Raw genomic sequence first — 21,480 nt, 5'->3', positions numbered from 1 at the left:
GGTGCATCCCTTCTACCCTTGAGCTTTGGCTTCTTTCTCTTTCAGATAGTTTTCATAAGCCTCTTTGACTGGATCAGGTTTGGGTATATCTTTGGTGATCCTTCTGTGGATGTCGTTTAGGAGATATAGTCCTCTAAATAAGGTGCCGGTGATGATCGCGAATGCGAGTAAACCGCCTGCCACTGGCCCCATCATGAGTAATACACCTCCTAAAATAATGGTCAAAAAAATGGATAGTAATAAGTACAATGGAAAGCCCCCTTTTATTCTATTTCTCTATATTCTTTAAAAGCTTCTTTTTCGTTATCAATTTGTGTAACTGCAAAAATATCACATAGAAAAAAGCAATATTGAAAAATGGTCCTAGACTGCTTGAACTCCAACCTCCATTTCCGTAGTACACAAACATGTCAGCAGGAAATCCAAAATAGATAATCCCATCGGCATCATGTCTGATGCCAATAATAGGAGTAAATGCAATCCCGATCGCTACCACTAGACTCAGAATGAAAATTACCTTTTTGTGACTCATACCATTCTCCTTCCGTCCAATTGATACGATGCTATCTGTTATAATCATATTACATAATGTTACATTATTACCACTGTTAGTAAGAAAGTTTGGAGGGATTCATTTGGCAGATAAAAATAATACAGAATTGATAACCAATGAAGACATTTGGAATGCGATGATTTCTTTACTGAGCGAATACGAATTTCCTACGGACAATGAAACTGCTAATCAAGCTTTTATGGTCTACCATTACTACTCCGAGCTTGAAAGTGGTGGGCATGAGGGTCTATTTAACTGGTGTTCTATGCATATAGAAGCGTTAGGGGTAGACCGTTATTTTGAAGAATTGGTGCGGGCGCTTAAGGAAATTAACGCAACTGAATATGCTTTAATAGAAGAAAAGTATGGCCTGCAGATGTGGAAGCTTTACCAAGCATTAGAAGCTGGTGAGATACCTGAGGAGGAGTTCTATACTGTTATCGAGAATGCCGACAGCGAATATTGGCAGCTTGACGGTAAATTAGGGGAAGTTTTAGAGGTTTATTTTGTGAAGGTGTATAAGGAATTGGGCTGAGGGGACAGGCACGCCGACCCACGTTTTTGTAATTAAGGGGGGATTTTCATTAAATACTTTTGGATGCTAGTTTCGTTAATTCATATGCCGTTTCTGTTTCACTACTATGAAATTTCGCAGTATCCGGAGAAAACTAATTTTTTGTTCTTAGGGACACTTTTTTTTGCTGGATTGGTTGGTTTCTTATCTATGAAAGTTAAGGTCCGCTTTATTATTTTAGTAAACTTCATTACTACTATTGTTTCCGTTTGGTTGGGGGCGGCGTTTATCACTCCTCCAAATGGGTCTTGGTTTAACCCTATTGGGATGAATTACGCGATTGTATTGACTGGAGTTGTTATTTTAGTGGTAGTGTTTATATTTCGTTCTGTTTTTAAGGTGGTTCTATCGAGGGAGTAGAGAGGCCGGTCTATGAGTTACACGTAGGCAGTGGCGAAGGTAAATTCCTTCGCCACTGTTTTTTAGTTGCTGTCTAATTGTCCAATATACTTTTGAGCTAGTTTTTTCGCTTCTTCTATACCCTCTTCTGTTAGATATACGGATTTCGAACGGTTTCCGCCATGAAGAAAATCCTGTTCGCTTAATTGGTTTAATATATCGAAATCGTATCCTTTCCAACTTCGTCGCATTTCTCCTGGAATATTCTTTTCTTCCCATGATGTTAGGTACAGTAATAAAAGTGTTAACTCCTTGATTCTTTCTTCCATAACTAATCAAATCCTTTTTATTTTTATAACTTAATTGTATCCTTTTTCGAATTGTTGATAAACTATCCTCTCTCTCCATAATGGTCAGTAACGGTACCTATCCCGTTACCGCCACGACTCCGACTCCCCCAAAAATGGGTCGAGGAACCTGTCCCCACAACCTATTTTGTAAAGCATGCTTGACATTTCACCAAATGTAAAGTACGCTTTACTTACAACCGATTGTAAAGCTAGCTTTACAAAAATAATTGAGGTGTGGAAAAGTTGAAAAATCGGATTAAAGATCTGCGCAAAGCTGCGAAGATGACCCAAGAGGACCTAGCCGTAAAGGTAGGCGTCTCGAGACAGTCCATCATTGCGATTGAATCGGGAAAGTACAATCCATCACTTGAACTAGCATATAACATTTCAAAGGTATTCGATTGCATCATTGAAGAGGTCTTTATTTTAGAAGAAGGGGGAGAAGAATAATGGAGGTACAAATTGGTGGGTTGGTAGGATTATATGGAGGAGCTGTGATAGGTATATTAGCTTGGTGGTTTGGCCGCCGTATGGCCAAAAAGCAGCGTGGATTGGATGAACTGCATGACCATATTTGGCAAAAGGCCCGGTCCATTTCTTGGTTCTTCACCCTTGCTTCCATTTATTTATTATTTACGTTGATCATGTTCGGTATGGAGTTAAGGCCCGCCATCGTTCTTGCTGTCATTATGGTTGTTCACATGACGAGCTGGGGATTTACAGGCATGATCTTGTCCATCAATATGAATATGTCGGAGCCGTTGAAGCCCTCTAAAGTCAAATTCGGTATTTTCATTGTGGCCTTGTCCGTTATTTGTTTTGGAATCCTATCTATTACTACCGGCAACTGGTGGTTCCTGCTTGCCAGCGTTCCACCAAACACCATTGGGATTATATTTGCATTGACACCGGACAAAAGCAGTGAAGATTTTTGATGAAAAAGCAATAGTTCTTTGTAGGACATCTATGAAAATGACCATTAAAACCGTGGGGTTCTAATGGTCATTTTATTATTGCTTCATCTACCTTCAAGCTCTCCGCAGCCTAAAGTAATACATCCAAGTCTTTGTGATGAATGTACCGAACACGAGAATACAAAGGAAAAACATAATGGTATTGGTATCATGTAACGTCCACGCCTCTTCTTTTCGAAACAGAAAGCCTATGTTTATGCTGGCGATGAACATATACATTAGAACCATCGGTAGGAAGATCACGGTATAAGAGAAGGCGACTTTCTTTGCTTGCTTGAGCTTGTGCGTTTTGTCGCTGTACAAGGCTGGTGGTGTTTCGCCTTCTTCGTATTCCTTGCTCCAGATGGTCCATTTTTGGATGGCACCCTTGGAGCTGAATATATCCTTCCAACCTGCTTGTCTATGAATCTCGAAATAACTATCATTCGATAGATTTTGGTAGTCTGCGCTGTATTTGATATGTTGTGGCTCGCCTTCTCGGAAATAGAAGGTGGTGCCAAGTTTGCTGACGCGGTGGAGGCGATTTCCTTCTGCTGCGTGTTGCTCTAGCCACTTTTCCAGTTTATCAGGCGAGTACATCCAGCCGAATTTGCGGCGTTTAATGATTAGTCCATCTCGTTTTAGTTGTTTTTCTTCTGCTTTCGTAAGGTTTTTCTTATCTAGGGTGTGTTGGGACGAATATGTTGTTTGGTTCTCTTGTGACAGGGATTTGTTTGTTTTCTTTATTTTCCAAACAGAGTAGATCATAAAAAAGTAGAAAGCGGTACTTAGGGCTGAGCCGGTGTAGGTGATGATCCAGAGTGGACTTTCCACTACTTCCACGTTTCCGTCACTTGCAAAAAAGACGGTGGAGAAGAGGGCTATGTTTACCAGCATTGCACCGGTTATGTAGATGAGTATGGCCATGAATGCATAAAAGATATAGTTGTTTCGTTTGATGATGGCGTCGCGACTTGTGGAAGTAGTCACTTCTGCCTGCGGTTTCTCGTTTGCGATCACATACCACTTGCCACTTTGGGTGACTTTTTCCCAGCCGTCATTGCGCATGGTGTTGGAAAGGGTTGCGGGTTTTATTTTGTCGTAGCCGATTCGGTAGGTTACGTCTTTTGGGTTGCCCTTTTCGAAAGTGAAGCGGCGTTTGAAGCGGTTAAGCTGTGTTAGGTGATAGCCTGCTTTTGCCTGGTCGGTAAGCAATTGTTCGGTTTTCTGTACATCGTAGCTCCATAATGGTTTGATGATTGTTTTCATAGGAATTCCCCCTCGTACTTCAATGCGTTTCCGTGAAGCTCCTTCAATCGCTCGATTTCTGCGGTAATCAGCTCTTTGCCGCTATCGGTGATTTCGTACACCGTTTTCCGCTCGGCATCCGCAAACACGGTGATAACTCCATCCTTTTGCATTTTCGTCAGCGTTCCGTAAATGGTTCCAGAGCCCAGGCGGATACGACCGTTAGAGATTTCTTCGACGTGTTTGATGATTCCATAGCCATGGCGCGGTTCTGTCAATGACAGCAATATGTAGAATGCGGTTTCAGTCATGGGTATGTATTTTTTTATGATTTTGGATAGATCCAATATGGTCACCTCTATCTTTCAAGTGTGTCGCGTTGTGACATATGTCGTAGTTTGACTATATCACGGTGCGACATATTTATGCAAGGGGATTTTGGGTGGAGGGGACAGGCACGGTGGCCCAGTTTTTAGTGGTTTAGCTTTTGTGGATAGCTAGAAGATATTTTAAAATAGCATGCAAAAATGGTTGAGGTTTGTCGAATGGTTTTTAGAACTTTTGTTACAATGATGAATTTCAGTTTCTACAAACGTTTGTTTAATTTTTATTATTCTATGAAAGTACTAAAAAATAAAAAAATGCAGGTAATCATTATGATCACCTGCATTTTTCAAACCTCTCTCATTCAAAAAATTATACTAGCCGGTCATAGGACCTTTACTGTACCCTAATGTTACTAAACTATCTACTAAACTCTAACCCGATCCAAAGCAACAGGCCACTTTTCCTGCGTATAAGCCATTGTCCAAAATTGGTGTTCTAATTGTGTGCTCGTTATAAAATGGTCTCGCATACGTTGTTTTTCTTCTTCACCTGCTGTTGATGCACAAGCATCAATTTTGTCCATGAACACTTGTGTGATCGAAGTCACTTCCTCGTTTCCGTAAAACATGATCCATTCATAAAAAGGATGATCAGGTGTTGGCTTCACTTCTTGAATAAGCTTTTTCCCAATTTCCCAATATGTCCAAGGGCAAGGGGCAAGGGCAGCAAGTGTTTCGCCTAGTGTCCCGTTTGCTGCCGCTTCCATCATATGCCGTGTATAGTGGTGGGCAGTCGGAGCAAGTGGTGCTTTTTGTAATTCCTCATAACGCACGCCAGCTACTTCACAAAAATTATTGTGTGGATGCACCTCAGAATTTAACACAAACCCTATTTGTTGTTGAAAAAATGCCATATCTTCCCGGTCGGTGCATTTAGAAACAGCCAGACCATAAATTCTGCAAAAAGTTGATAGATACTCAAAATCTTGCTCTACATAATGAATAAGTGCCTCTTTTGGTACATTTCCTCCCCCGATCCCTTTTACAAACGGATGTTCAAAAATCGCCTGAAAAATGGGATCTGCCTCTCTTCGTAACTGCTCTGAAAACTTCATGTCGTATTCCTCCTCAAAATTAATTAGGAGAATACCCACCTTTTCCCAAAGAAGAAGCAAGCCTAGCTATTTTAACGAAAAAAGCTCCTCTTCCATGGGAAAGAGGAGCATGAGAATATGTACGTACTAAACTCAATGCACCACTTTCCTCCGCTGGTATCACCCAGATCAGGTTCAAAGGGTCCGTCGCGTAAAGCTCCGTCTCAGCCTATTGGCTCCCCTAGTGGATATTCTATATGAATATATTACAATATATAGTTATTTATTCCAAGCGTTTTATATTTTGAAGACAGGGACCTTGAACTAAGTCGGTCGAAGTACCAGCTGCTACTTGACCCTTAATCAACTTGTCCTTTACGAGGGGTACATTATATTGCCCCCTCGCTTTAACGGACCCAATCATGGCTTCAAAATCACCTTAATACAGTCATCTTCTTTTTTGTTAAATATGTCGTATCCATGCGCTGCCTCATCCAAGGACATTTTATGTGTAATGATTTTGGTCGGATCAAGTTTCCCACTCTTAATTTGATCATACAGGTGTGGCATAAAATGACGAGCTGGGGCCTGTCCCATTCTTATATTGATGTTCCTGGTGAAAAACGGTCCTAGCGGGAACATATTGTACAATCCGCCATACACACCTGTAATCTGTAACGTACCTGCTTTTCGCACGGCTTTGGTGGCAATTTGGATCGGGCCAAGTGTTCCGCCTTGAAGTTTCATTTTTTGCTCGACCCATTCTAGCGGGGACTTTTTCCCGTCCATCCCGACGCAGTCGATGACAACGTCGGCTCCGCCTTTTGTCACTTCCTTGAGGGTTTCGCCCATGTCGTCATATTTGGTGAAATCGAAGACTTCTGTTTGCATGTGTTGCTTGGAGTGCTGTAGCCTGTTGCCAATGTAATCGACGGCGATGACTCGTTTGGCACCTTTTTGCCAGGCGAATTGCTGGGCCATGAGTCCTACAGGTCCGCAGCCTAGGACAATGACCGTGTCTCCCTCTTTCACACCTGCATTCACCACGCTCCAGTAGGCAGTTGGCAAGACGTCCGATAAGAGGAGGAGTGATTCATCCTCCAGCTCGCAGTCCTCCGGGATGACAAATGGGGTAAAGTTGCCAAACGGGACGCGCAGGTATTCTGCCTGTCCGCCAGGATGATTTCCGAATTTTTCGGAGTAGCCGAAATATCCTCCGGAGTCATAGTGCGGGTTGGAGTTATCACATTGACTTTCCAGCTCGTGTTCGCAGTAATGGCATCTTCCGCAAGCGACGGTAAATGGGATGACAACGCGGTCACCCTTTTTCACCTTTGTCACGTCCGGTCCCACTTCCTCCACAATCCCCATTGGTTCGTGCCCGATGATATAGCCGATCGGTAATGGGAAATTCCCTTGGTATAGATGAAGATCCGATCCACAGATGGCAGTCGAAGTTATCCTGATAATGACGTCTTCACGGTCCTGAATTTTTGGTGCTTCTACTTTTTTTACCACTACTGTGTTTTTCCCTTGGTAGGTGACTGCTTTCATGATGTTCTCCTTTTGTTATACATATTTTCCGTAGTCCGGAATAGCGATTGATTCAAAATTTTGTACAAGTTTAGTGAGTCCTTGGGCCAGTTCCTCACCTTCCATGGCCGGCCCATGACCAGTGACGGCAACTTGCGGCTTTAACGCTTCCATTTTTTTCACTGATTCCCATGCCGCGTGCCAATCCGTTGTAAAATACCGCGGCGGCCCGCAGACTTCCTGTTGTTGGACAAGCACTTTATACAGCGAGTCCTGCCTTACTGTGACAAACGCATCCCCTGCGATGAGGGTGCGGTCTGACTCGCGAAACAGAGAGACATGTCCCGGCGAGTGACCTGGCGTGTGAATCCAGCGCCAGCCTTCCATACCCGGTACAGTACCGTCAGCAGGGAGTGCATGGACATGCCCGCTGAGATCGGTTGTTTCGTTGGGAAAATAGGAGGACACTTTCGCAACGAGGCCCCCTTCTACACTCGGATCCGGCTCAGGATAATCGCTTTTTCCGGTCAGGTACGGAAGCTCCAGCTCATGCGCATACACCGGAACCTCCCAATGCCGCACCAGCTCCACCGACGCCCCGACATGATCAAAATGACCGTGCGTCAAAATGATTGCTTTCGGGCGGGCACCTTTCCCTAAATGGTTCTCCACCACAGAAAGAATCTCTCTTGCGGACTTCGGCATTCCTGTATCAATCAACACCCAGTCCTCCGAGTTTCCGTAGATGCAAATATTCACCACTTGGTTCGTGTAGTAATACAAATCCAAGGTGACATGTTTCCCACTATGTGCCGAAATCGAGGTCACCGGGATAAATTTATTGTCATCGCTATAGTTCATATCTTGAGACATCTTAAACACTCCTATCCTGTATGTACGTGGATAGTATTTGTTAAGGGGATGGGGGATAAACATTTTTTTTGGAGAGGGGAGTCGAGGGGACAGGCACGATGTCCCATTTTTCTTTAAGTACTGGAACTTTACTCCATTCTAAACGTAATAGAGATATACCGATGTGAAGTTACTTAGGAGGTGGGGGAATGAATTATTACTATAGTGTGGCTTTTACGATTATTCTTTTAATCCTTTTTACGCTAGCAGCTTTTTCAATCGACTTTATCGGCAAGGCTTTACAAAAACGTATAAACCCTAAATACCTTAATACCACAATCATTGTTATCTTGCTTTCATTAATGATAGGCGGAACTTATGCCATCAGTTTACTCGGAAACTGGAAATTCATTGATACTATATTCATCTCCAGCCTGTGTCTGTTTGGGTTAGGTTGGATCACCGGTATCACAAGTAAAGCCAGCACAAACTCTCAAGGAACCATCGCAAAGTTTCTTACCAATAACCATTATGAACATCAATATGAAGCCGCGAGTTCCCCTGAAATGAGTTTATATTTCATTTCTAGTTTGATCTTTTTTGTTGGGAGTTGGGGGATTGCTTTTCTTTTAGCATTTATATAGGTTTTGATATGACCATCAAAACGCAAAGGAAGAAAACGGCGCACATGTGTATTCTGATGAAGAGAATGACTCTATGGTAGTTTACTTAAATGGAGAAAATGTAGTTCAAGGTGAGAAAGCTGAAACTTTCACTGATTTTGACCTAGATAGCGAAGAGGAATAAGAACGTGGCGCGGAGCCTGTCCTCATAATTCAAGAAAGTTAGGTGATACTATGTATTGGAAATTAAGAATTCCTCTTCTCTTGTGTAGTTTTGGAGTTATCTCCGGATTTGTTCAAAGGTTCCCTCACCTCTTTTTTGTGAACATTCCTTATCTCATTAATAGTGCTATTTTTGTCGGCCTAATTGGATTCATCTTTACACTACTAGAGAAGACAAGAGTAAATGAAAAAGAGGTTCACTTTAGTTTGGGTGCTGCGATCATTCTATTTGGTATTACCTTTGACTATTTGATGGTTTAGTGGTGCTAAGGGGACAGGCACGGCGACCCACTTTTTCATCAATCTCGTGCCTATTACCCTTTAACTAAAGCATGATAAATAATGCCTTGCGAACCAAGAATGGGTCACGGTGCCTGTTCCTACAATTTCTCCACTAACTCAAAGTGCTCTACTACAATAACCGTATTATCATCTAATCCATTACCCTCTTGTCTTAACGCATCTTCCCAGCTAACGACGTGGTCTTTGCGAAACTCCTCTATTGAATTAGTGTTTTCTGCTTTCGCAATCCTCTCGTCCACATCTCCAAAACGTATCTCATAATTTTCGGTAATCAAGATGGTACACCTGTGTTTCCCCTGTTGATCATATACCGCTACGTAATCACCTACTTCTGTGGGTGGTTCCTCTGGGGAATCATAATACCAAACCTTTGGTGTACATGTTGCTGTTTTCTCTCCCCTTATGACTTCTAAAACCAATCTATCATCCTGTTCGTCTCTTCCCCATAACGTCATTTTTTTCATTTCTTCCACCCCTAATTTCTCATTCTAATGACATATTCACCGCTTCCAAAGCATGGATGTAAGCCGTGTCAAATAGAGGAACATCTGAATCTTCCGGTTTTACCAATAATCCAATTTCGGTACAGCCTAAGATAGTCCCTTTGGCACCAGATTCGATTAAGCCATGGATAACTTTTTTATAGTAATCTCTTGATTTTTCTTGAATCTTACCCAAACATAACTCTTCATAAATGACTTTGTTTATAATCTCTCTTTCCTGTTCACTTGGTACAATAACTTTTATGCCGTTCATCTCCAAACGTGATTTATAAAAGTCTTGTTCCATTGTGTACCTTGTGCCTAGTAATCCAACCGAATTAATTCCTTTCTCTTTAATTTGTGCTGCGGTTGCATCTGCGATATGCAATAGGGGGATAGTTATTTTTGATTGGATCTCATTTACAACTTTGTGCATCGTATTGGTACAAATGACAATAAAGTCCGCTCCCCCCAATTCTAAAGAACGCGCAGCATCACCTAACACTTCCCCGGCCTTATCCCAGGCGCCTCCTGATTGGTACCGTTCTATTTCATGAAAATCGACACTGTATAATAGACATTTCGCTGAATGTAATCCCCCCAATCTTCTCTTAACCTCTTGATTGATTATCCGATAATACTCCACAGAAGATTCCCAACTCATTCCGCCAATAAGACCAATAACCTTCATTTTATCTCCTCCATTATCCTTGTTGTTCCTGTTCCTTATTAACTTCGCTAACCTGTAAACAAACCCTTTATACAAATAAAAAACCGGCAGGCGCCGGCTTTTTTGTTAATATCAGCTCTTTTGAGCATTCATTGCTTCCCATTCTTCTTTACTAGGACCATATACCCCAGGAACTTTCAAGTCTGCCTGTCTCATAAGGACCGTCAATTGACCGCGGTGATGTACCTGATGTTGGATAAGCAGACGAAAAACAGCCTGAAGTGGCATGTCTCCACCAAATAAATTAACCATTTTATTCATCGTTTCATCTGTAATTTGTTCAGAAAATGCTTGTGTAAAGCGCTGACTTACTGTTTTGTAAGTCTCGCTGATTTCAGCAGCAGATTTTGGGGTCTCTTTTTGAAGATCAGGAACCTCAAATTTTATACCAACTTGGGCAGGAAAGTAGTAAGCGGACCCTGTAATATGCCAAGCAAGGCTTCCAACACTGTATAATCCTGGGGAAACTTCCTGATTCAACGATTCATCAGTCAGCACATCCAACACTTTTTGGGTAACAGCGGCTTCTTGTTTCCATTCATTTAAGAAATCATTAACTGACATAAACATTTCATCCCCTCCTAATAATTGGGCAAATCCTTCTATTTTAATATGCCCTTCACGTAATTTTACCACATTCTGCTAACCATTCGCTTCTCTCAATGCTTACAATGCAAAATGAGCTCAAGTACTTGCTAAAACCATTGTGAACATCGGCTTCTTGCTGATCCTTGGTGCGTTATCCATAGCGTTTGCTATTTCATTTGGGATCGGCGACAGAGATTTCGCCAAACGAAACCTGGAGCGTTTTGAGAAGAAAATTGAAAAAGACCAAAACACGCCAAATACACCGAAAAAGTATGATAACAATGACTTTAACGGACCTAAAATTTAATATCAAAAAATGGACGCCAGGTGACGAACCTGGCGTTTTTTCTTTCCTGAGATAAAACCATATCTATTTTCAGCTCCACCTTGAATATTCAGATGGCTCTTCCTCTTAATTCCATTATGAGATAGGCCGCAAGATAGCTACTCAACATAAAAATGCAGGTGATCAAAGTAATCACCTGCATTTTACTTATTCTTGGTAAGAGCTAAATACGCGCTGAAAACGGGCCACGGTGTCTGTCCCCTCAGCCCTTTACTCCATTCCATCCACAATACTCTTCATCATCGCTTCATCCATTGGACCGATAATTTTTTTCTGAATGATTCCATCTTCATCGATGGCGTAGCTGGTGGGGATGGTGAAGGCTTGGTATTGCATGCCGATGTCGCCGGCTTCATCAAGTGGGATGGCGAAGGTGAGCTCGTAGTCTTCTACAAAGCTGTTGATTGCCTCTTCCCCTTTATCCATATTGGTGAGATTCACAGCGATGACCTCGACTTCTTCGTGGTTTTCTTCGTAGAAACTTTGCATATGTGGCATTTCTGCTTTACATGGCGGACACCAGGTCGCCCAGAAATTCAAGATGACCTTTTTGCCTCTGTAATCTGAGAGCTTTAATTCCTCCCCTTCGAGTGTCGTCAAAGTAAAATCAGGGGCTTGGTTCCCTTCCTGCACTTCTCCTAAATCTACTCCCGGGATGCTTTCATCTTTTGTGACATCCACACTTGTTGCCTCACTATTTTCCTCTGAAGCTGGTTTCTCCCACACGTTCACGAAAATGATTGCTACAGCGAGCAAAATGATGGCAATCGATAAAAGGTTCTTATTCACTTCCTATACTCCTCCTTTGCATCCATAAATGTCTACTCATTAGGATGTTTAAAAAAACAAAAATCAAACCCAATATTTTACCTGTATCTCCTCCATGAAAATAAACAATAGACATAGGCATCTCCAAGAATAGCTTTGGGTGGATGACTATGTAACTAAACTTCCAAATGACAAAATAGAGAAAGATATTGTCCCAAAAGAAAGAAGAAATCGTCCTTCCAGTTACAAGTGTATAAACAACAGGCAGCAACATTAATGCGATAACCATGACCATCAAACTTACAGAAATCGTCATGCTCCCGAAGGTAATGTAACTCACTCCGGCTCTCCCTCGTCATGAATCCTATTTATCAAAAGTTCCACTTTGATTGCAGGCAAAACGGATTGGATCATCCCACAATTTTTCATCACCAAGGAGGAGATCTTTTCACGTTGGCCAAGTGTCAGCTCATCCTTAGAAAAGATATTCGCTGTTATCGTGATCCTTTCGATCCGATTAGCCTGACTCGGGTTCCGAATAGAATCTGCTTCCATTTCTAACTTTTCATAGCTTACTCTTTTCTTTTCCAGGATTGTCTTAAGCAAGGTCCCACCGCACCCAATAAGGGATGAGATCAAAAGCTCATAGGGTCTGACCCCAACACCTGGTGTGGGTGATATGACCAATTGACTTGATGTCAGGTCTGCGATTACCCGGTCCGCTTCTATTAAAAATTTCATCTACTGATTCCCCCTTTACCATCAAGTATGGAATCAGTTTGTTAAGGGTTTATTAAGAAATTCAGCTTATTTATTGGCCGACAAATTTGTAGCCCATTCCCCTGACCGTTTGAATATAGTCCTTTGGCGTATACATCTTTATTTTCTCGCGTAAATGCTTGATATGGACATCAATGGTTCTATCCGACACCATTTTTTCATGATGCTCGTAGATGGAATTTAAGATTTGCTCCCTGGTCAGCACCTGATCCGAATTTTGCATAAAAAAATGTAAAAGCTTAAATTCAAACTTGGTGAGATTCAGCGGACTGCCATTGATTAAAGCTTCCCCTTTAGCGGGCTTTAGTGTAAAACCAGTAAAGCTGAGCTTCCCGCAGCGGGCCGCCGTCCTTCTTAGAACCGCTTCTATTCGCATCATCAATTCTGCGGGGCGGAACGGCTTGACCACATAATCATCCGCACCCAGCTTGAAGCCTTTGATTATGTCTCCTTCTTCCGCTTTTGCTGAGATAATGATGATCGGCATCAAGCTTTTCAAATCATCTCGAACCCATCTGCAGATTTCTTCCCCGCTAATTTTAGGAAGAGAAAGGTCTAATAGGAGGATACACGGGTCCAGTTTCGGAATCATTTTCTTCGCCCTATTCCCATCTGGAGCCTCGAGCACCTCATACCCCTCCTTTTCCAGATTGGTTCTAAGGAGCTTGCGTATCTCTTGATCATTCTCTACAATCAACACCGTTTTACCAATCAATTTCTCTTGTATCACCGTACTCACTCATTTCGTCATGTCATTGCGGAAATAAATTATAAATAGAAAGCCATGCACTTATTTTCTGCATCTGGCCTGTTAAAACAAGAAAACCAAGGGCGATCATGACCACGCCATTAATGAAGGACAGCTTGGATAGGTACCTGTTGATCTTCCTGACTACCTTTAAAGAATAAACAAGTACCAGTGAAATCACCAGAAAAGGAATCGCCATCCCGATCGAGTAGAATCCTAATAGCATGATCCCCTGATTCAACGTCTCGGTGGAACTTGCCAACAGTAAAATCGAGGATAACGCGAGACTCACACACGGAGACCAACCACTCGCAAACGCCATTCCCAAGAGGACAGAACCAAACATACTCTTTGATTTATTACTGTACTCAAACTTCTTTTCTTTCATAAGAAATTTAAATTTTAAGAACCCCGCCATCTGCAATCCAAAAATGATAATCAACAATCCTGCTACTTGCATCAAAGCAATTCTATATTCCATTAACAGCTTCCCCACAAAGCTCGCAGAAGCACCTAAGGAAATGAAAATAATACTAAAGCCGATAATAAAGCCAATCGAGCGCAAAAACACCTTCTTCCGATCCACCAACATTTTTTTATCCGCCATCTTACCACCTGTCAAATGCGTTAGGTATGCAGGTAACAACGGAAAAACGCACGGCGAAAAAAAAGACAAAGTCCCCGCAAACAACGAAAAAATAACACCAACATCACTCATCCCACTCACTCCTTTACATCCATTATGAAGTGCGAATATTAATGTTCTGTTAAGAAATGCGAGGAAAATGGGTGGGTTGAGGGGACAGGCACGATGACCCAGTTTTCCCACCACTCCTCCACAAGTGGGTCACGGTGCCTGTCCCTACGGTTCACCTATCTTATAATTTCATCTTGCACCACTACTATGTAATACTATATACTAGTAATAAGTAATACAGAGTACATGAATTGAGGGATAGATTTGGATAATATTACGGAAATGCTGAAGGGAGTGCTGGAGGGTTGTGTGCTGGAGATTATCAGCCGCGGCGAAACGTACGGCTATGAGATTACGCAACAACTGCGGACACTAGGCTTCACAGATGTGGTGGAAGGCACTGTTTATACGATTACGATGCGCCTTGAGAAAAACAACCTGGTGAACATCGAGAAAAAGCCGTCCACCATGGGACCGCCGAGAAAATTTTACACACTTAATGCAGCAGGCCAAGAGCACCTTAAAACGTTTTGGGGAAAATGGGAATTCGTTTCAAGCAAAATAAACGAACTTAAAACAAAAGACTTATCAAAAGGAGAGATACTATGAGCTTTCTAGAGAAAATCATCGGAAGTTTAAACGATAAAAAGGAATGGAGAGAAATGGAGGCGCGCGCGAAAGCACTTCCTACTGAGTACCGCAACGCATACTATGCGATCCAAAAGTATATGTGGACCGCTGGCGGGCCGACTGACTGGAAGGAATGCAGTCGAATATTCGGTGGCATTCTAGAACTTTTCGAGCAAGGCGCAGCAGAAGGCAAAAAAGTAACAGACCTCACAGGAGAAGACGTGGCAGCTTTCTGCGATGAGTTAGTGAAGGATACGGAAACTTATAAAGACAAGTATCGGAAGAAGTTGAACGATACGGTTAACCGGGGTTGAGGGGAGGGCTGAGGGGACAGGCACGGTGACCCGCTTTTTCACAAGTCATCGCGCCTTTCGCTCGACCCTAATCTAACTTAAAATTCAAATACCTGGCGCAATTCAATCTGGCCTTCCCCATATCCTTGAGGATCCGGCATTCGCATCGCCCACTTTACAGCCTCTTCCTTCGACTCCACATCAATTAAAATAAAACCCGCAACCAGGTTGTTCGGTTCAGGGAAAGGCCCCTCCGTCACTACTGGCTCCCCACCTGGCTCTGGGAAAGAAATGCGCATTCCGTTTGAGCTTGGGTGTAGTCCTTTCGCCATCACTCGCACGCCCGCCTCTACTAATTCTTCATTGTATTTCGACATAGCTGCATTCAGCTCGGAATTCGGTCGGTTTCCACCTTCCGAATTTGTTGATGCTTTGACGATTAGCATGAATAACATTTATATTTCCTCCTTTTATTGTTCACCTGTTTTATGCCACTTAAATTCCTCGTGTTTAAACACGTTCGTATCCCTGGGATATCCGTGATAATATAGCTCGTTTCCGTCTTTATCATAGGCAGTAGGATTCAAAAAGTCTATTTGTTCACTGAATGGAAACAAGAAAGAAATCCGCTCTCCCTTCTTTATTTCTTTTCTCTCAATATTGGGTTCTACACCAACCTCTATGTATGCAACTTCCTCATCGTTCGATACAACGCTTATAAAACTACCAGCATCTTTTTCGTAGTTAAAGCTAGCCCCGCCAACTGTTTGAATTTCATCTGTACTGTATGGAATGTACATAGATGCCCTACTGCTAAAAAACACCCCAGATTTTTGGGTCAAAACTGTTCGATACTCCTGTTCCACATCACTTTTAAACAAAAATACATCCGTAGACCCTATTTCGTACTGATCCATCAACTCCGCATCTTTCGTAAGAAATGCATGACTCTTTGCAGCACTTAATGCTGTAAATCTATAGCCGCTAAGGAAGGCCAGCAATAGGATTATGAGAAGTAAAGGTATAATAACTTTCAATATTTTCATCATCAAATCCTCCTTGTTGGTACAATTTTATGTAGGTATGTTCTCATCATTCATCAACAAGAACGATCGACCGCCCCATGTGAGCCGTGGAACCACGCACCCCGCCCCATTTTCCAAAGTAAAACACATAAAAAACCACTCCTCTGACTTTGTATACGCAGTGAGGGAGTGGAATGTTTCATTCTGATAGATTAATAATATGGATACGGCGGATATGGGTAAGGCTGGTATGGATAGTACGGATATGGTCTTGGTGTTAATAGCGCTCCGGCTGCCAAACCAGTTACAAATGGAAGACCGAAACCAATACCACCAAAGCCAAAGCCTGGACGGCCGAACCCTAGACCCGGACGGACACCAAAGCCAGAACCGAATCCACCTAAACCAAAGCCCGGGCGACCAATGATTCTTCTTTGATCATTATAATTAAAGTTCACTAGACTACACTCCCTCAAGTTTCTCCCTACCATCCTATTCAAGGGACAGGAGTCTATAAACTTGTACCTAGAAAGATGTGCGGATGCCTAGTGGGCTGGGTTTAGGGGACAGTCCCCTAAGTACCAATATTTAAGGAGTATTTAAGGTTTAGTTAAGCTTCTATTAACGTTTCTTCTATACAATAAATAAGGTTCGTTAAAAATGAGGGTTGGGGGCAGATGAGGGAAAAGCGATGAAATTAGTTAAATTAGTATCAGGCCTTATGTGTGGGCTAATTATTTTTAGTCTGTATGTTATGTACGAAAAAAAATCAACGGAAGCGTTCTATCAGAAGAATTGGGGATATCAACTGCTACAAATTGAGACCCTCCATCAAAAGTATGGCTTAACAGGAAAAAAAGTAAAAATTGCATTAATAGATACCGGAGTATCCCCATCCTTACATATCAATGTTGTAAAAGGCATAAATGTCCTAGATGACTCCAGTAACTTCCAAGATGATCATGGTCATGGTACACATTTAGCAGGTGTTTTAGGCTCCAAACAATTGGGAATTGCCCCTGATTCAGAGCTCTATATTGTAAAAGCTTTGGATGACAATCTTCAGGGAGATATCTCCAACATTGTCAAATCGATAGAATGGTCCATCTCGCAAAAGGTTGATATCATCCTGATGCCTTTTGGCACGTTTAATGATTCTGCCGATTTAAAGAAAGCAATTGATTTAGCTGTCTCCCATAAAATCATCGTTGTTTCATCGGTTGGCAATTACGGGCTGCAGGAGAATGCTGACATCACCTATCCCGCTAAGTACGACAATGTCATTGCGGTAGGTGCACTGAATAATGAAGGGGAATTATGGAAGGGGACAACCTTGGGGGAGGAATTGGATTTCTTACTTCCAGGTCAATACATTAACAGCTACTCCCTGTCAGGCGATTTCCTGTTAAGTAGCGGGACCTCCCTTTCCTCTGCCTATATGGCTGGAGTGCTGGCTCTCTACCTTGAGAAAAATAAAAAGGAAGAATTTGATTTTGATAAGTTGTTAGAGGAACTGAAAAATCAAAGTAAACAAATGGAAGGGTTTCATATCGTTGATCCGGTTCAACTACTAATTAAATGAAGGAGACAAAAAAGAATGAAAAAATGTATACTTTTATTATTATCACTTGTGCTAATCTTTTCTACGATTAGTCCATCTATTTCATCAGCCATCGAAAAAGAAGAAGGGACAGTCTCTCAAAAAATACTCGATGAAGTTAGTGCCACTACTGATGTTGATGTCTCTGATGTGAATTTACAAACCTTTGAAAAGGATTTTGATTTTTTATTACAGGATCAGGTTTTCCGTCAATTTGAAGAACATCTGTTACTGACAGGGCAAGATGTAGACAATTTAGAAACATCTGTCCAAGGACAATGGGTCCCAATTGCAGCAGCGGCCATTCGGTTATTAACTTCTAAAGTTGGCAGGGAAGGGATGAAAAAGGGCTGGGCTTTAGCAAGACCGTATGTGGATAAGGCGATCAAAGCTCCAAATACCTACATCCTCGAAGGTGCCGGTGGAGGCGGAAGAATAATTCAAGTCCGTTTAAGAAAAACTGGAGCCGTCGTTTTCAGATTAGACTATTTCCCTATCAAAACGGGCGGTCCGAATGTATTACATTACCACATTCCACCTAACTTAAAAAATCATTATAAAGTATTCTAACTAAAGGAGTGAAGCAAACATGCTTTTTGATAACAACTATCACCTGCATGCAGGCTACTACAAGGACGGTCACGATCTGGAAGCCATCTTCTTGAAAGTGGAAAGCCAAAACGTATGGTGCATGTTTTTTGAAAATGATTTTTACCAACTGAATCTCCCACAAGATCCCTACCCAACCCTAAAAAATTTCGGCCTACTGGTAGGAATCTACTCCCTAAAAACAGAACACCTAACCGAACAAAAGGCTTCCGAATTGCTCGAAGAATTTTTAAAAGAACATAAATTGATTTAGGAAGTGGGTCGGTGGTTTGAGGGGACAGGCACGCCGACCCATTTTTCTTATTTTACGTTCTTCCATCTCCACACCGCCGCACTGAAGATGATCAAAGACATGACCAATACTATCATTGATGAAACAAAATAACCTTCTACCAGATAATTCAACCCAAACCATTGCGGTAAGAGTAACATTGCTATAGGAATGGCCCAAGTAAAATCAACGGTAGTTTCCACAGAGTCAATGTAAGCAGTCAAAGCAGCGATTCCTGAAGTTAACGCCCAAAAAATTGCGTAAAACACCAACACACCCTTACTTTCTGCTTTATAAGCGAATCCAAAGCAGATTATCCAGACAGTTAAGTGGACGGTAGTTACAAGAAAGTTTTTAAGAGTTGCCGGACTATCTATAGAATCGAGTAAGTTTAATGCTACTCCAAAGGCTATATTTAGTATGGGTAAAATTAAACACGCAAGAATTTTGTAGTTCATGGATATCTCCCAGTTTTTCTTAAAGCCGTAGCTGACAACTAACATGAAAATACCACTTATAAGAATCACAACAATTGTTAGAAATGACATATTTATCCTCCTCTTACCCTTTTGTGTAATTTTACACTATTAGTGGATAATTCACCATCTAATTATTTTTGAGATAAGTATACTTCGCCATCGTTTCCTATCCTGATATACCGTGCGAAATTGGTTGAAAAATCACGAATGCTTTTCACTCCTTATACCACAATACAGAATTTCTTTTTGAACAAACGATTGTTTAAATATCGCTATTTCAACATATTGTATAAAAACAAAAAAATACCCAGAGATCTAATCTCTGAGCATTTTTACTTCTTCGTTCCCCTAACCGCTACTGTATGATATCCTCGTGAATCCGGACCCCTCATAAGAGAAACGTCTTTAAACCCTGCATTCCTCATATGCAAAATGACTTGATTTTCAGCAATATCCCTTATCCCTTCCCAAATTTCATCTTTTTTTCCGTCAGAAAAAGTAAGGACGAAAACGCCTTCAAATTTTAAAACCCTGTAGATTTCCGAGATTGTCTTATCTATTTCTGTCCAAAAATAAATGGTTTGGATGCTGAAAATCTTGTGGAAACCTTCATTCTGAAACGGCAAGTTATTGAGATTTGCTTGCACTAGTTTTACTCTCTTTTCCCTTATTGCTCGTTTGTTTCGGATATTTGCAGATCGAATGACTGTTGGAGAAATGTCCAAACCGACTATTTCTTCTGCCAAATCTTTTTCTGAAATTAGTTTGATCGCATAACCAGCACCGCAACCTAACTCTAGTAGTCTTTCCCCTTTTTGGACATCCATTAGCTCTAATGACCAGTCCGTTTCCGTTTTGTGCTGTTTTACCATTTTCTCACCGATAAATGTACCAATTAATCCTTTGGGTGTTTTATAATGACCATCTATAAATTGTCTTGCTTTTGTTAAGAAACTCATATATCTCTCCTCACTCATCCCGGTTATCGACTATCAAACATCCCTCTCCCAGTCTCCATATCTATCGGCAAGGAAGAATGTTCATGGGTTATGAGCCAAGTCTCATTTACTTTTTTCAACCCAAATGTAAAACGGTTGGTGATTTGACGAAGTTTCTCTTCAGATTTTCCGCTATACGCAGCGAAGGTAACCGCACAATGAACAAATGCAAGATTCATATTTTCCTCAATGGTTACATCACAAAAATCCACTTTCAGTAATTCGCCTTCCTCCCTCATCCCTCCAAACCAATTCACTACATTTTCTCTCCATAAAGTAATACCCTTACTCTCCCACTTTCCCCAGCAATCATAAATATGTACATTCTTATCATAGATAGCTAGAAAGCTCTCCACATCTTTTTCATAAATGGCCCGTTTGTAATTTTCCAGAATGCCCTCCACATTACTCACACCCAACATAGCGTCAGCTCCTTGTAAATTTTATGAAAAATTTAAAATTATCCGTATAATTATTATATCTTGTAACGTCTTTATAGTGTAAGCACTTTAGGAGGGAACTAATATGGAACAGGCAAGTACCATTAGCAAGGGTTTTGTGGAAGACGCGCGGAAACTAAGAAATGAATTTGAAGATATAGTTTCTGTTTATTCAACAGATTTGTGGAATTATTGTAAGTATGTCACTGGTTCTCCTTGGGATGGAGAAGATCTTTTTCAAGAGACGATGATAAAGGCATTTGGGTTGCTTCCAGAGCGTTGGGGTGATATTACGGATAAGAAATATTATCTTTTTAGAGTGGCAACAAATACGTGGCTTGATCAGTGCAGGAAGCAAAAAAGGGAAATAGGGACGTTAGATGAAACACCTGAAGCGAATCTCGATTTCTCCGATCATCTAAGACTAGAAGAAATCTTGACAGCATTGGAATCAAATTTGACCCCAAAGCAAACAGCTGCATTTCTCCTTTTGGACATTTTTCAATTTAACGCAGAAGAAATAGCTGGGATTGTCCATAGTACGCCAGGCGGTGTCTATTCAGCTGTGCAGCGTGCGAGAAGGAAAATAGCGTCTTTGGACTTTTCACAATCCAAAATGAAAGGAAAATCACCTAGCCAAAATCCAACGATTCAAGCATACTTACAAGCTTTTAATAATGGAGATTTAGATAGCATGCTGAGACTGTTTAGTGATCAAGCACAAAACGAAGCGTTCTTCGGGTTCCAGGAATTTTCTAAATCCGAAATGCTGAAAGGCTCGCTAAAATTCGGGTTACCTGGCCATACCGCTCAAGAATTCATTCTATGGAATAAACCCGTCATTATCGTGTTAGCCAATGGTGAAATTCATGACATACAAATGCAAGAAATCGAAAACGGAAAAATAGTAAGCCACAAAAGCTACTTCTTCAGAAAGGAGTTTATTATAGCAGCTGCTGAAGAGCTTGGATTAAAAGCACAGTTGGTTAAGCCGCCTGTAAACTGGGAGTGATTTTTGAGGGGGTG

Annotated in this window: 34 protein-coding genes and 1 riboswitch; of the genes, 12 read left to right on the top strand and 22 right to left on the bottom strand. The window is 41.5% G+C overall.

The features are described 5' to 3' along the window. Positions 1–12: 12 nt before the first annotated feature. A complete protein-coding gene (locus K7887_RS03015; protein WP_223492115.1) occupies positions 13–249 on the bottom strand; it encodes a hypothetical protein in 237 nt (78 codons plus the stop codon). A gap of 19 nt (positions 250–268) precedes the next feature. Next, a complete protein-coding gene (locus tag K7887_RS03010) occupies positions 269–532 on the bottom strand; it encodes a hypothetical protein (protein WP_223492114.1) in 264 nt (87 codons plus the stop codon). Between the two features lie 103 nt (positions 533–635). Between K7887_RS03010 and K7887_RS03005 the strand changes: the two genes are divergently transcribed. Continuing rightward, positions 636–1,088, top strand: a complete 453-nt coding sequence (locus K7887_RS03005; protein WP_223492113.1) for a DMP19 family protein — start codon at positions 636–638, stop codon at positions 1,086–1,088. Positions 1,089–1,549: 461 nt separating this feature from the next. Here the strand turns inward: K7887_RS03005 and K7887_RS03000 are convergent, their stop codons facing one another. Beyond that, on the bottom strand, positions 1,550–1,795 hold the full coding sequence (locus K7887_RS03000; RefSeq protein WP_223492112.1) for a DUF6429 family protein: 246 nt from the start codon (positions 1,793–1,795) through the stop codon (positions 1,550–1,552). Positions 1,796–2,059: 264 nt separating this feature from the next. Between K7887_RS03000 and K7887_RS02995 the strand changes: the two genes are divergently transcribed. After that, positions 2,060–2,266 (top strand): helix-turn-helix transcriptional regulator, encoded by a 207-nt coding sequence (locus tag K7887_RS02995; RefSeq protein ID WP_223492111.1) that lies wholly within the window; start codon positions 2,060–2,062, stop codon positions 2,264–2,266. After that, entirely contained in the window at positions 2,266–2,751 is a 486-nt protein-coding gene (locus tag K7887_RS02990) for a hypothetical protein (protein ID WP_223492110.1), read from the top strand. Before K7887_RS02995 ends, K7887_RS02990 begins: the two co-directional genes overlap by 1 nt. A gap of 93 nt (positions 2,752–2,844) precedes the next feature. Here the strand turns inward: K7887_RS02990 and K7887_RS02985 are convergent, their stop codons facing one another. From K7887_RS02985 to K7887_RS02965, 5 genes are all read right to left on the bottom strand, one after another. Further along, entirely contained in the window at positions 2,845–4,038 is a 1,194-nt protein-coding gene (locus tag K7887_RS02985) for a DUF2812 domain-containing protein (RefSeq protein WP_223492109.1), read from the bottom strand. Continuing rightward, positions 4,035–4,328, bottom strand: coding sequence for a PadR family transcriptional regulator (locus K7887_RS02980; protein WP_050780708.1), 294 nt, complete (start codon positions 4,326–4,328; stop codon positions 4,035–4,037). Before K7887_RS02980 ends, K7887_RS02985 begins: the two co-directional genes overlap by 4 nt. A 440-nt stretch (positions 4,329–4,768) precedes the next feature. Further along, on the bottom strand, positions 4,769–5,458 hold the full coding sequence (gene tenA / locus K7887_RS02975) for a thiaminase II (RefSeq protein ID WP_223492108.1): 690 nt from the start codon (positions 5,456–5,458) through the stop codon (positions 4,769–4,771). A gap of 128 nt (positions 5,459–5,586) precedes the next feature. Then, positions 5,587–5,690, bottom strand: a riboswitch (TPP riboswitch). Between the two features lie 167 nt (positions 5,691–5,857). Then, positions 5,858–6,991, bottom strand: a complete 1,134-nt coding sequence (locus K7887_RS02970; RefSeq protein WP_223492107.1) for a zinc-dependent alcohol dehydrogenase — start codon at positions 6,989–6,991, stop codon at positions 5,858–5,860. A 15-nt stretch (positions 6,992–7,006) separates the two neighbouring features. Beyond that, a complete protein-coding gene (locus K7887_RS02965) occupies positions 7,007–7,843 on the bottom strand; it encodes an MBL fold metallo-hydrolase (RefSeq protein WP_223492106.1) in 837 nt (278 codons plus the stop codon). A 188-nt stretch (positions 7,844–8,031) separates the two neighbouring features. Here K7887_RS02965 and K7887_RS02960 point away from each other — a divergent pair, with 188 nt between their 5' ends. Both K7887_RS02960 and K7887_RS02955 read left to right on the top strand, forming a co-directional pair. Next, positions 8,032–8,466: a hypothetical protein gene (locus tag K7887_RS02960; protein ID WP_223492105.1), complete on the top strand. Its 435-nt coding sequence runs from the start codon at positions 8,032–8,034 to the stop codon at positions 8,464–8,466. A gap of 213 nt (positions 8,467–8,679) precedes the next feature. Further along, entirely contained in the window at positions 8,680–8,928 is a 249-nt protein-coding gene (locus K7887_RS02955) for a hypothetical protein (protein WP_223492104.1), read from the top strand. A 119-nt stretch (positions 8,929–9,047) separates the two neighbouring features. On the opposite strand, the gene K7887_RS02950 is transcribed toward K7887_RS02955, so the two are convergent. From K7887_RS02950 to K7887_RS02940, 3 genes are all read right to left on the bottom strand, one after another. Beyond that, the gene (locus K7887_RS02950; RefSeq protein WP_223492103.1) at positions 9,048–9,434 is read right to left on the bottom strand and encodes an ASCH domain-containing protein; all 387 of its coding nucleotides are present in this window, start codon (positions 9,432–9,434) and stop codon (positions 9,048–9,050) included. A 19-nt stretch (positions 9,435–9,453) separates the two neighbouring features. Further along, entirely contained in the window at positions 9,454–10,143 is a 690-nt protein-coding gene (locus K7887_RS02945; RefSeq protein WP_223492102.1) for an aspartate/glutamate racemase family protein, read from the bottom strand. Between the two features lie 111 nt (positions 10,144–10,254). Next, on the bottom strand, positions 10,255–10,752 hold the full coding sequence (locus K7887_RS02940; RefSeq protein ID WP_223492101.1) for a DinB family protein: 498 nt from the start codon (positions 10,750–10,752) through the stop codon (positions 10,255–10,257). Positions 10,753–10,888: 136 nt separating this feature from the next. On the opposite strand from K7887_RS02940, the gene K7887_RS02935 reads away from it, so the two are divergent. Continuing rightward, on the top strand, positions 10,889–11,077 hold the full coding sequence (locus K7887_RS02935; RefSeq protein ID WP_223492100.1) for a hypothetical protein: 189 nt from the start codon (positions 10,889–10,891) through the stop codon (positions 11,075–11,077). A 249-nt stretch (positions 11,078–11,326) separates the two neighbouring features. Here K7887_RS02935 and K7887_RS02930 read toward each other — a convergent pair whose 3' ends face one another. The 5 genes from K7887_RS02930 to K7887_RS02910 all read right to left on the bottom strand — a co-directional run bounded on the left by K7887_RS02930 (position 11,327) and on the right by K7887_RS02910 (position 14,130). Further along, a complete protein-coding gene (locus K7887_RS02930; RefSeq protein ID WP_223492099.1) occupies positions 11,327–11,905 on the bottom strand; it encodes a redoxin domain-containing protein in 579 nt (192 codons plus the stop codon). Continuing rightward, a complete protein-coding gene (locus tag K7887_RS02925) occupies positions 11,898–12,224 on the bottom strand; it encodes a hypothetical protein (RefSeq protein ID WP_223492098.1) in 327 nt (108 codons plus the stop codon). Before K7887_RS02925 ends, K7887_RS02930 begins: the two co-directional genes overlap by 8 nt. Continuing rightward, positions 12,221–12,625, bottom strand: coding sequence for an OsmC family protein (locus K7887_RS02920; protein WP_223492097.1), 405 nt, complete (start codon positions 12,623–12,625; stop codon positions 12,221–12,223). Before K7887_RS02920 ends, K7887_RS02925 begins: the two co-directional genes overlap by 4 nt. Positions 12,626–12,695: 70 nt before the next feature. Beyond that, positions 12,696–13,394: a response regulator transcription factor gene (locus tag K7887_RS02915; protein WP_223492096.1), complete on the bottom strand. Its 699-nt coding sequence runs from the start codon at positions 13,392–13,394 to the stop codon at positions 12,696–12,698. A 22-nt stretch (positions 13,395–13,416) separates the two neighbouring features. Continuing rightward, positions 13,417–14,130, bottom strand: coding sequence for a cytochrome c biogenesis CcdA family protein (locus tag K7887_RS02910; RefSeq protein WP_223492095.1), 714 nt, complete (start codon positions 14,128–14,130; stop codon positions 13,417–13,419). Between the two features lie 243 nt (positions 14,131–14,373). Here K7887_RS02910 and K7887_RS02905 point away from each other — a divergent pair, with 243 nt between their 5' ends. Both K7887_RS02905 and K7887_RS02900 read left to right on the top strand, forming a co-directional pair. Next, entirely contained in the window at positions 14,374–14,718 is a 345-nt protein-coding gene (locus K7887_RS02905; protein ID WP_223492094.1) for a PadR family transcriptional regulator, read from the top strand. Next, positions 14,715–15,053 carry a DUF1048 domain-containing protein gene (locus K7887_RS02900; protein WP_223492093.1) on the top strand — a complete coding sequence of 113 codons (339 nt, stop codon included), beginning with the start codon at positions 14,715–14,717 and terminating at the stop codon, positions 15,051–15,053. The genes K7887_RS02905 and K7887_RS02900 overlap by 4 nt, the downstream gene beginning before the upstream one ends. Positions 15,054–15,130: 77 nt before the next feature. Here K7887_RS02900 and K7887_RS02895 read toward each other — a convergent pair whose 3' ends face one another. The 3 genes from K7887_RS02895 to K7887_RS02885 all read right to left on the bottom strand — a co-directional run bounded on the left by K7887_RS02895 (position 15,131) and on the right by K7887_RS02885 (position 16,548). Then, the gene (locus K7887_RS02895) at positions 15,131–15,487 is read right to left on the bottom strand and encodes a YciI family protein (protein WP_223492092.1); all 357 of its coding nucleotides are present in this window, start codon (positions 15,485–15,487) and stop codon (positions 15,131–15,133) included. A 15-nt stretch (positions 15,488–15,502) separates the two neighbouring features. Continuing rightward, positions 15,503–16,081, bottom strand: coding sequence for a hypothetical protein (locus K7887_RS02890; RefSeq protein WP_223492091.1), 579 nt, complete (start codon positions 16,079–16,081; stop codon positions 15,503–15,505). A 188-nt stretch (positions 16,082–16,269) separates the two neighbouring features. After that, positions 16,270–16,548 (bottom strand): spore coat protein, encoded by a 279-nt coding sequence (locus K7887_RS02885; RefSeq protein WP_223493566.1) that lies wholly within the window; start codon positions 16,546–16,548, stop codon positions 16,270–16,272. Positions 16,549–16,748: 200 nt separating this feature from the next. Between K7887_RS02885 and K7887_RS02880 the strand changes: the two genes are divergently transcribed. The 3 genes from K7887_RS02880 to K7887_RS02870 are packed head-to-tail and all read left to right on the top strand — an operon-like array spanning position 16,749 to position 18,519. Next, the gene (locus K7887_RS02880) at positions 16,749–17,639 is read left to right on the top strand and encodes a S8 family serine peptidase (protein WP_223492090.1); all 891 of its coding nucleotides are present in this window, start codon (positions 16,749–16,751) and stop codon (positions 17,637–17,639) included. A gap of 15 nt (positions 17,640–17,654) precedes the next feature. After that, on the top strand, positions 17,655–18,227 hold the full coding sequence (locus K7887_RS02875; protein WP_223492089.1) for a hypothetical protein: 573 nt from the start codon (positions 17,655–17,657) through the stop codon (positions 18,225–18,227). A gap of 19 nt (positions 18,228–18,246) precedes the next feature. Then, positions 18,247–18,519 carry a DUF3986 family protein gene (locus K7887_RS02870; protein WP_223492088.1) on the top strand — a complete coding sequence of 91 codons (273 nt, stop codon included), beginning with the start codon at positions 18,247–18,249 and terminating at the stop codon, positions 18,517–18,519. 47 nt (positions 18,520–18,566) lie between these two features. Here the strand turns inward: K7887_RS02870 and K7887_RS02865 are convergent, their stop codons facing one another. The 3 genes from K7887_RS02865 to K7887_RS02855 form a co-directional block, all read right to left on the bottom strand. Then, positions 18,567–19,085 carry a hypothetical protein gene (locus tag K7887_RS02865; RefSeq protein ID WP_223492087.1) on the bottom strand — a complete coding sequence of 173 codons (519 nt, stop codon included), beginning with the start codon at positions 19,083–19,085 and terminating at the stop codon, positions 18,567–18,569. A 263-nt stretch (positions 19,086–19,348) separates the two neighbouring features. After that, positions 19,349–19,975, bottom strand: coding sequence for a class I SAM-dependent methyltransferase (locus K7887_RS02860; protein WP_223492086.1), 627 nt, complete (start codon positions 19,973–19,975; stop codon positions 19,349–19,351). A 23-nt stretch (positions 19,976–19,998) separates the two neighbouring features. After that, positions 19,999–20,436: a YybH family protein gene (locus K7887_RS02855; protein WP_223492085.1), complete on the bottom strand. Its 438-nt coding sequence runs from the start codon at positions 20,434–20,436 to the stop codon at positions 19,999–20,001. 103 nt (positions 20,437–20,539) lie between these two features. On the opposite strand from K7887_RS02855, the gene K7887_RS02850 reads away from it, so the two are divergent. After that, complete coding sequence (locus K7887_RS02850; RefSeq protein WP_223492084.1) at positions 20,540–21,466, top strand: RNA polymerase sigma factor; 927 nt, start codon at positions 20,540–20,542, stop codon at positions 21,464–21,466. The last annotated feature ends 14 nt before the right edge of the window (positions 21,467–21,480 follow it).

It is taken from the genome of Sutcliffiella horikoshii (assembly GCF_019931755.1).
GTDB classification, from domain to species: domain Bacteria; phylum Bacillota; class Bacilli; order Bacillales; family Bacillaceae_I; genus Sutcliffiella_A; species Sutcliffiella_A horikoshii_E.
This window is presented reverse-complemented; position numbering and strand designations above follow the sequence as displayed.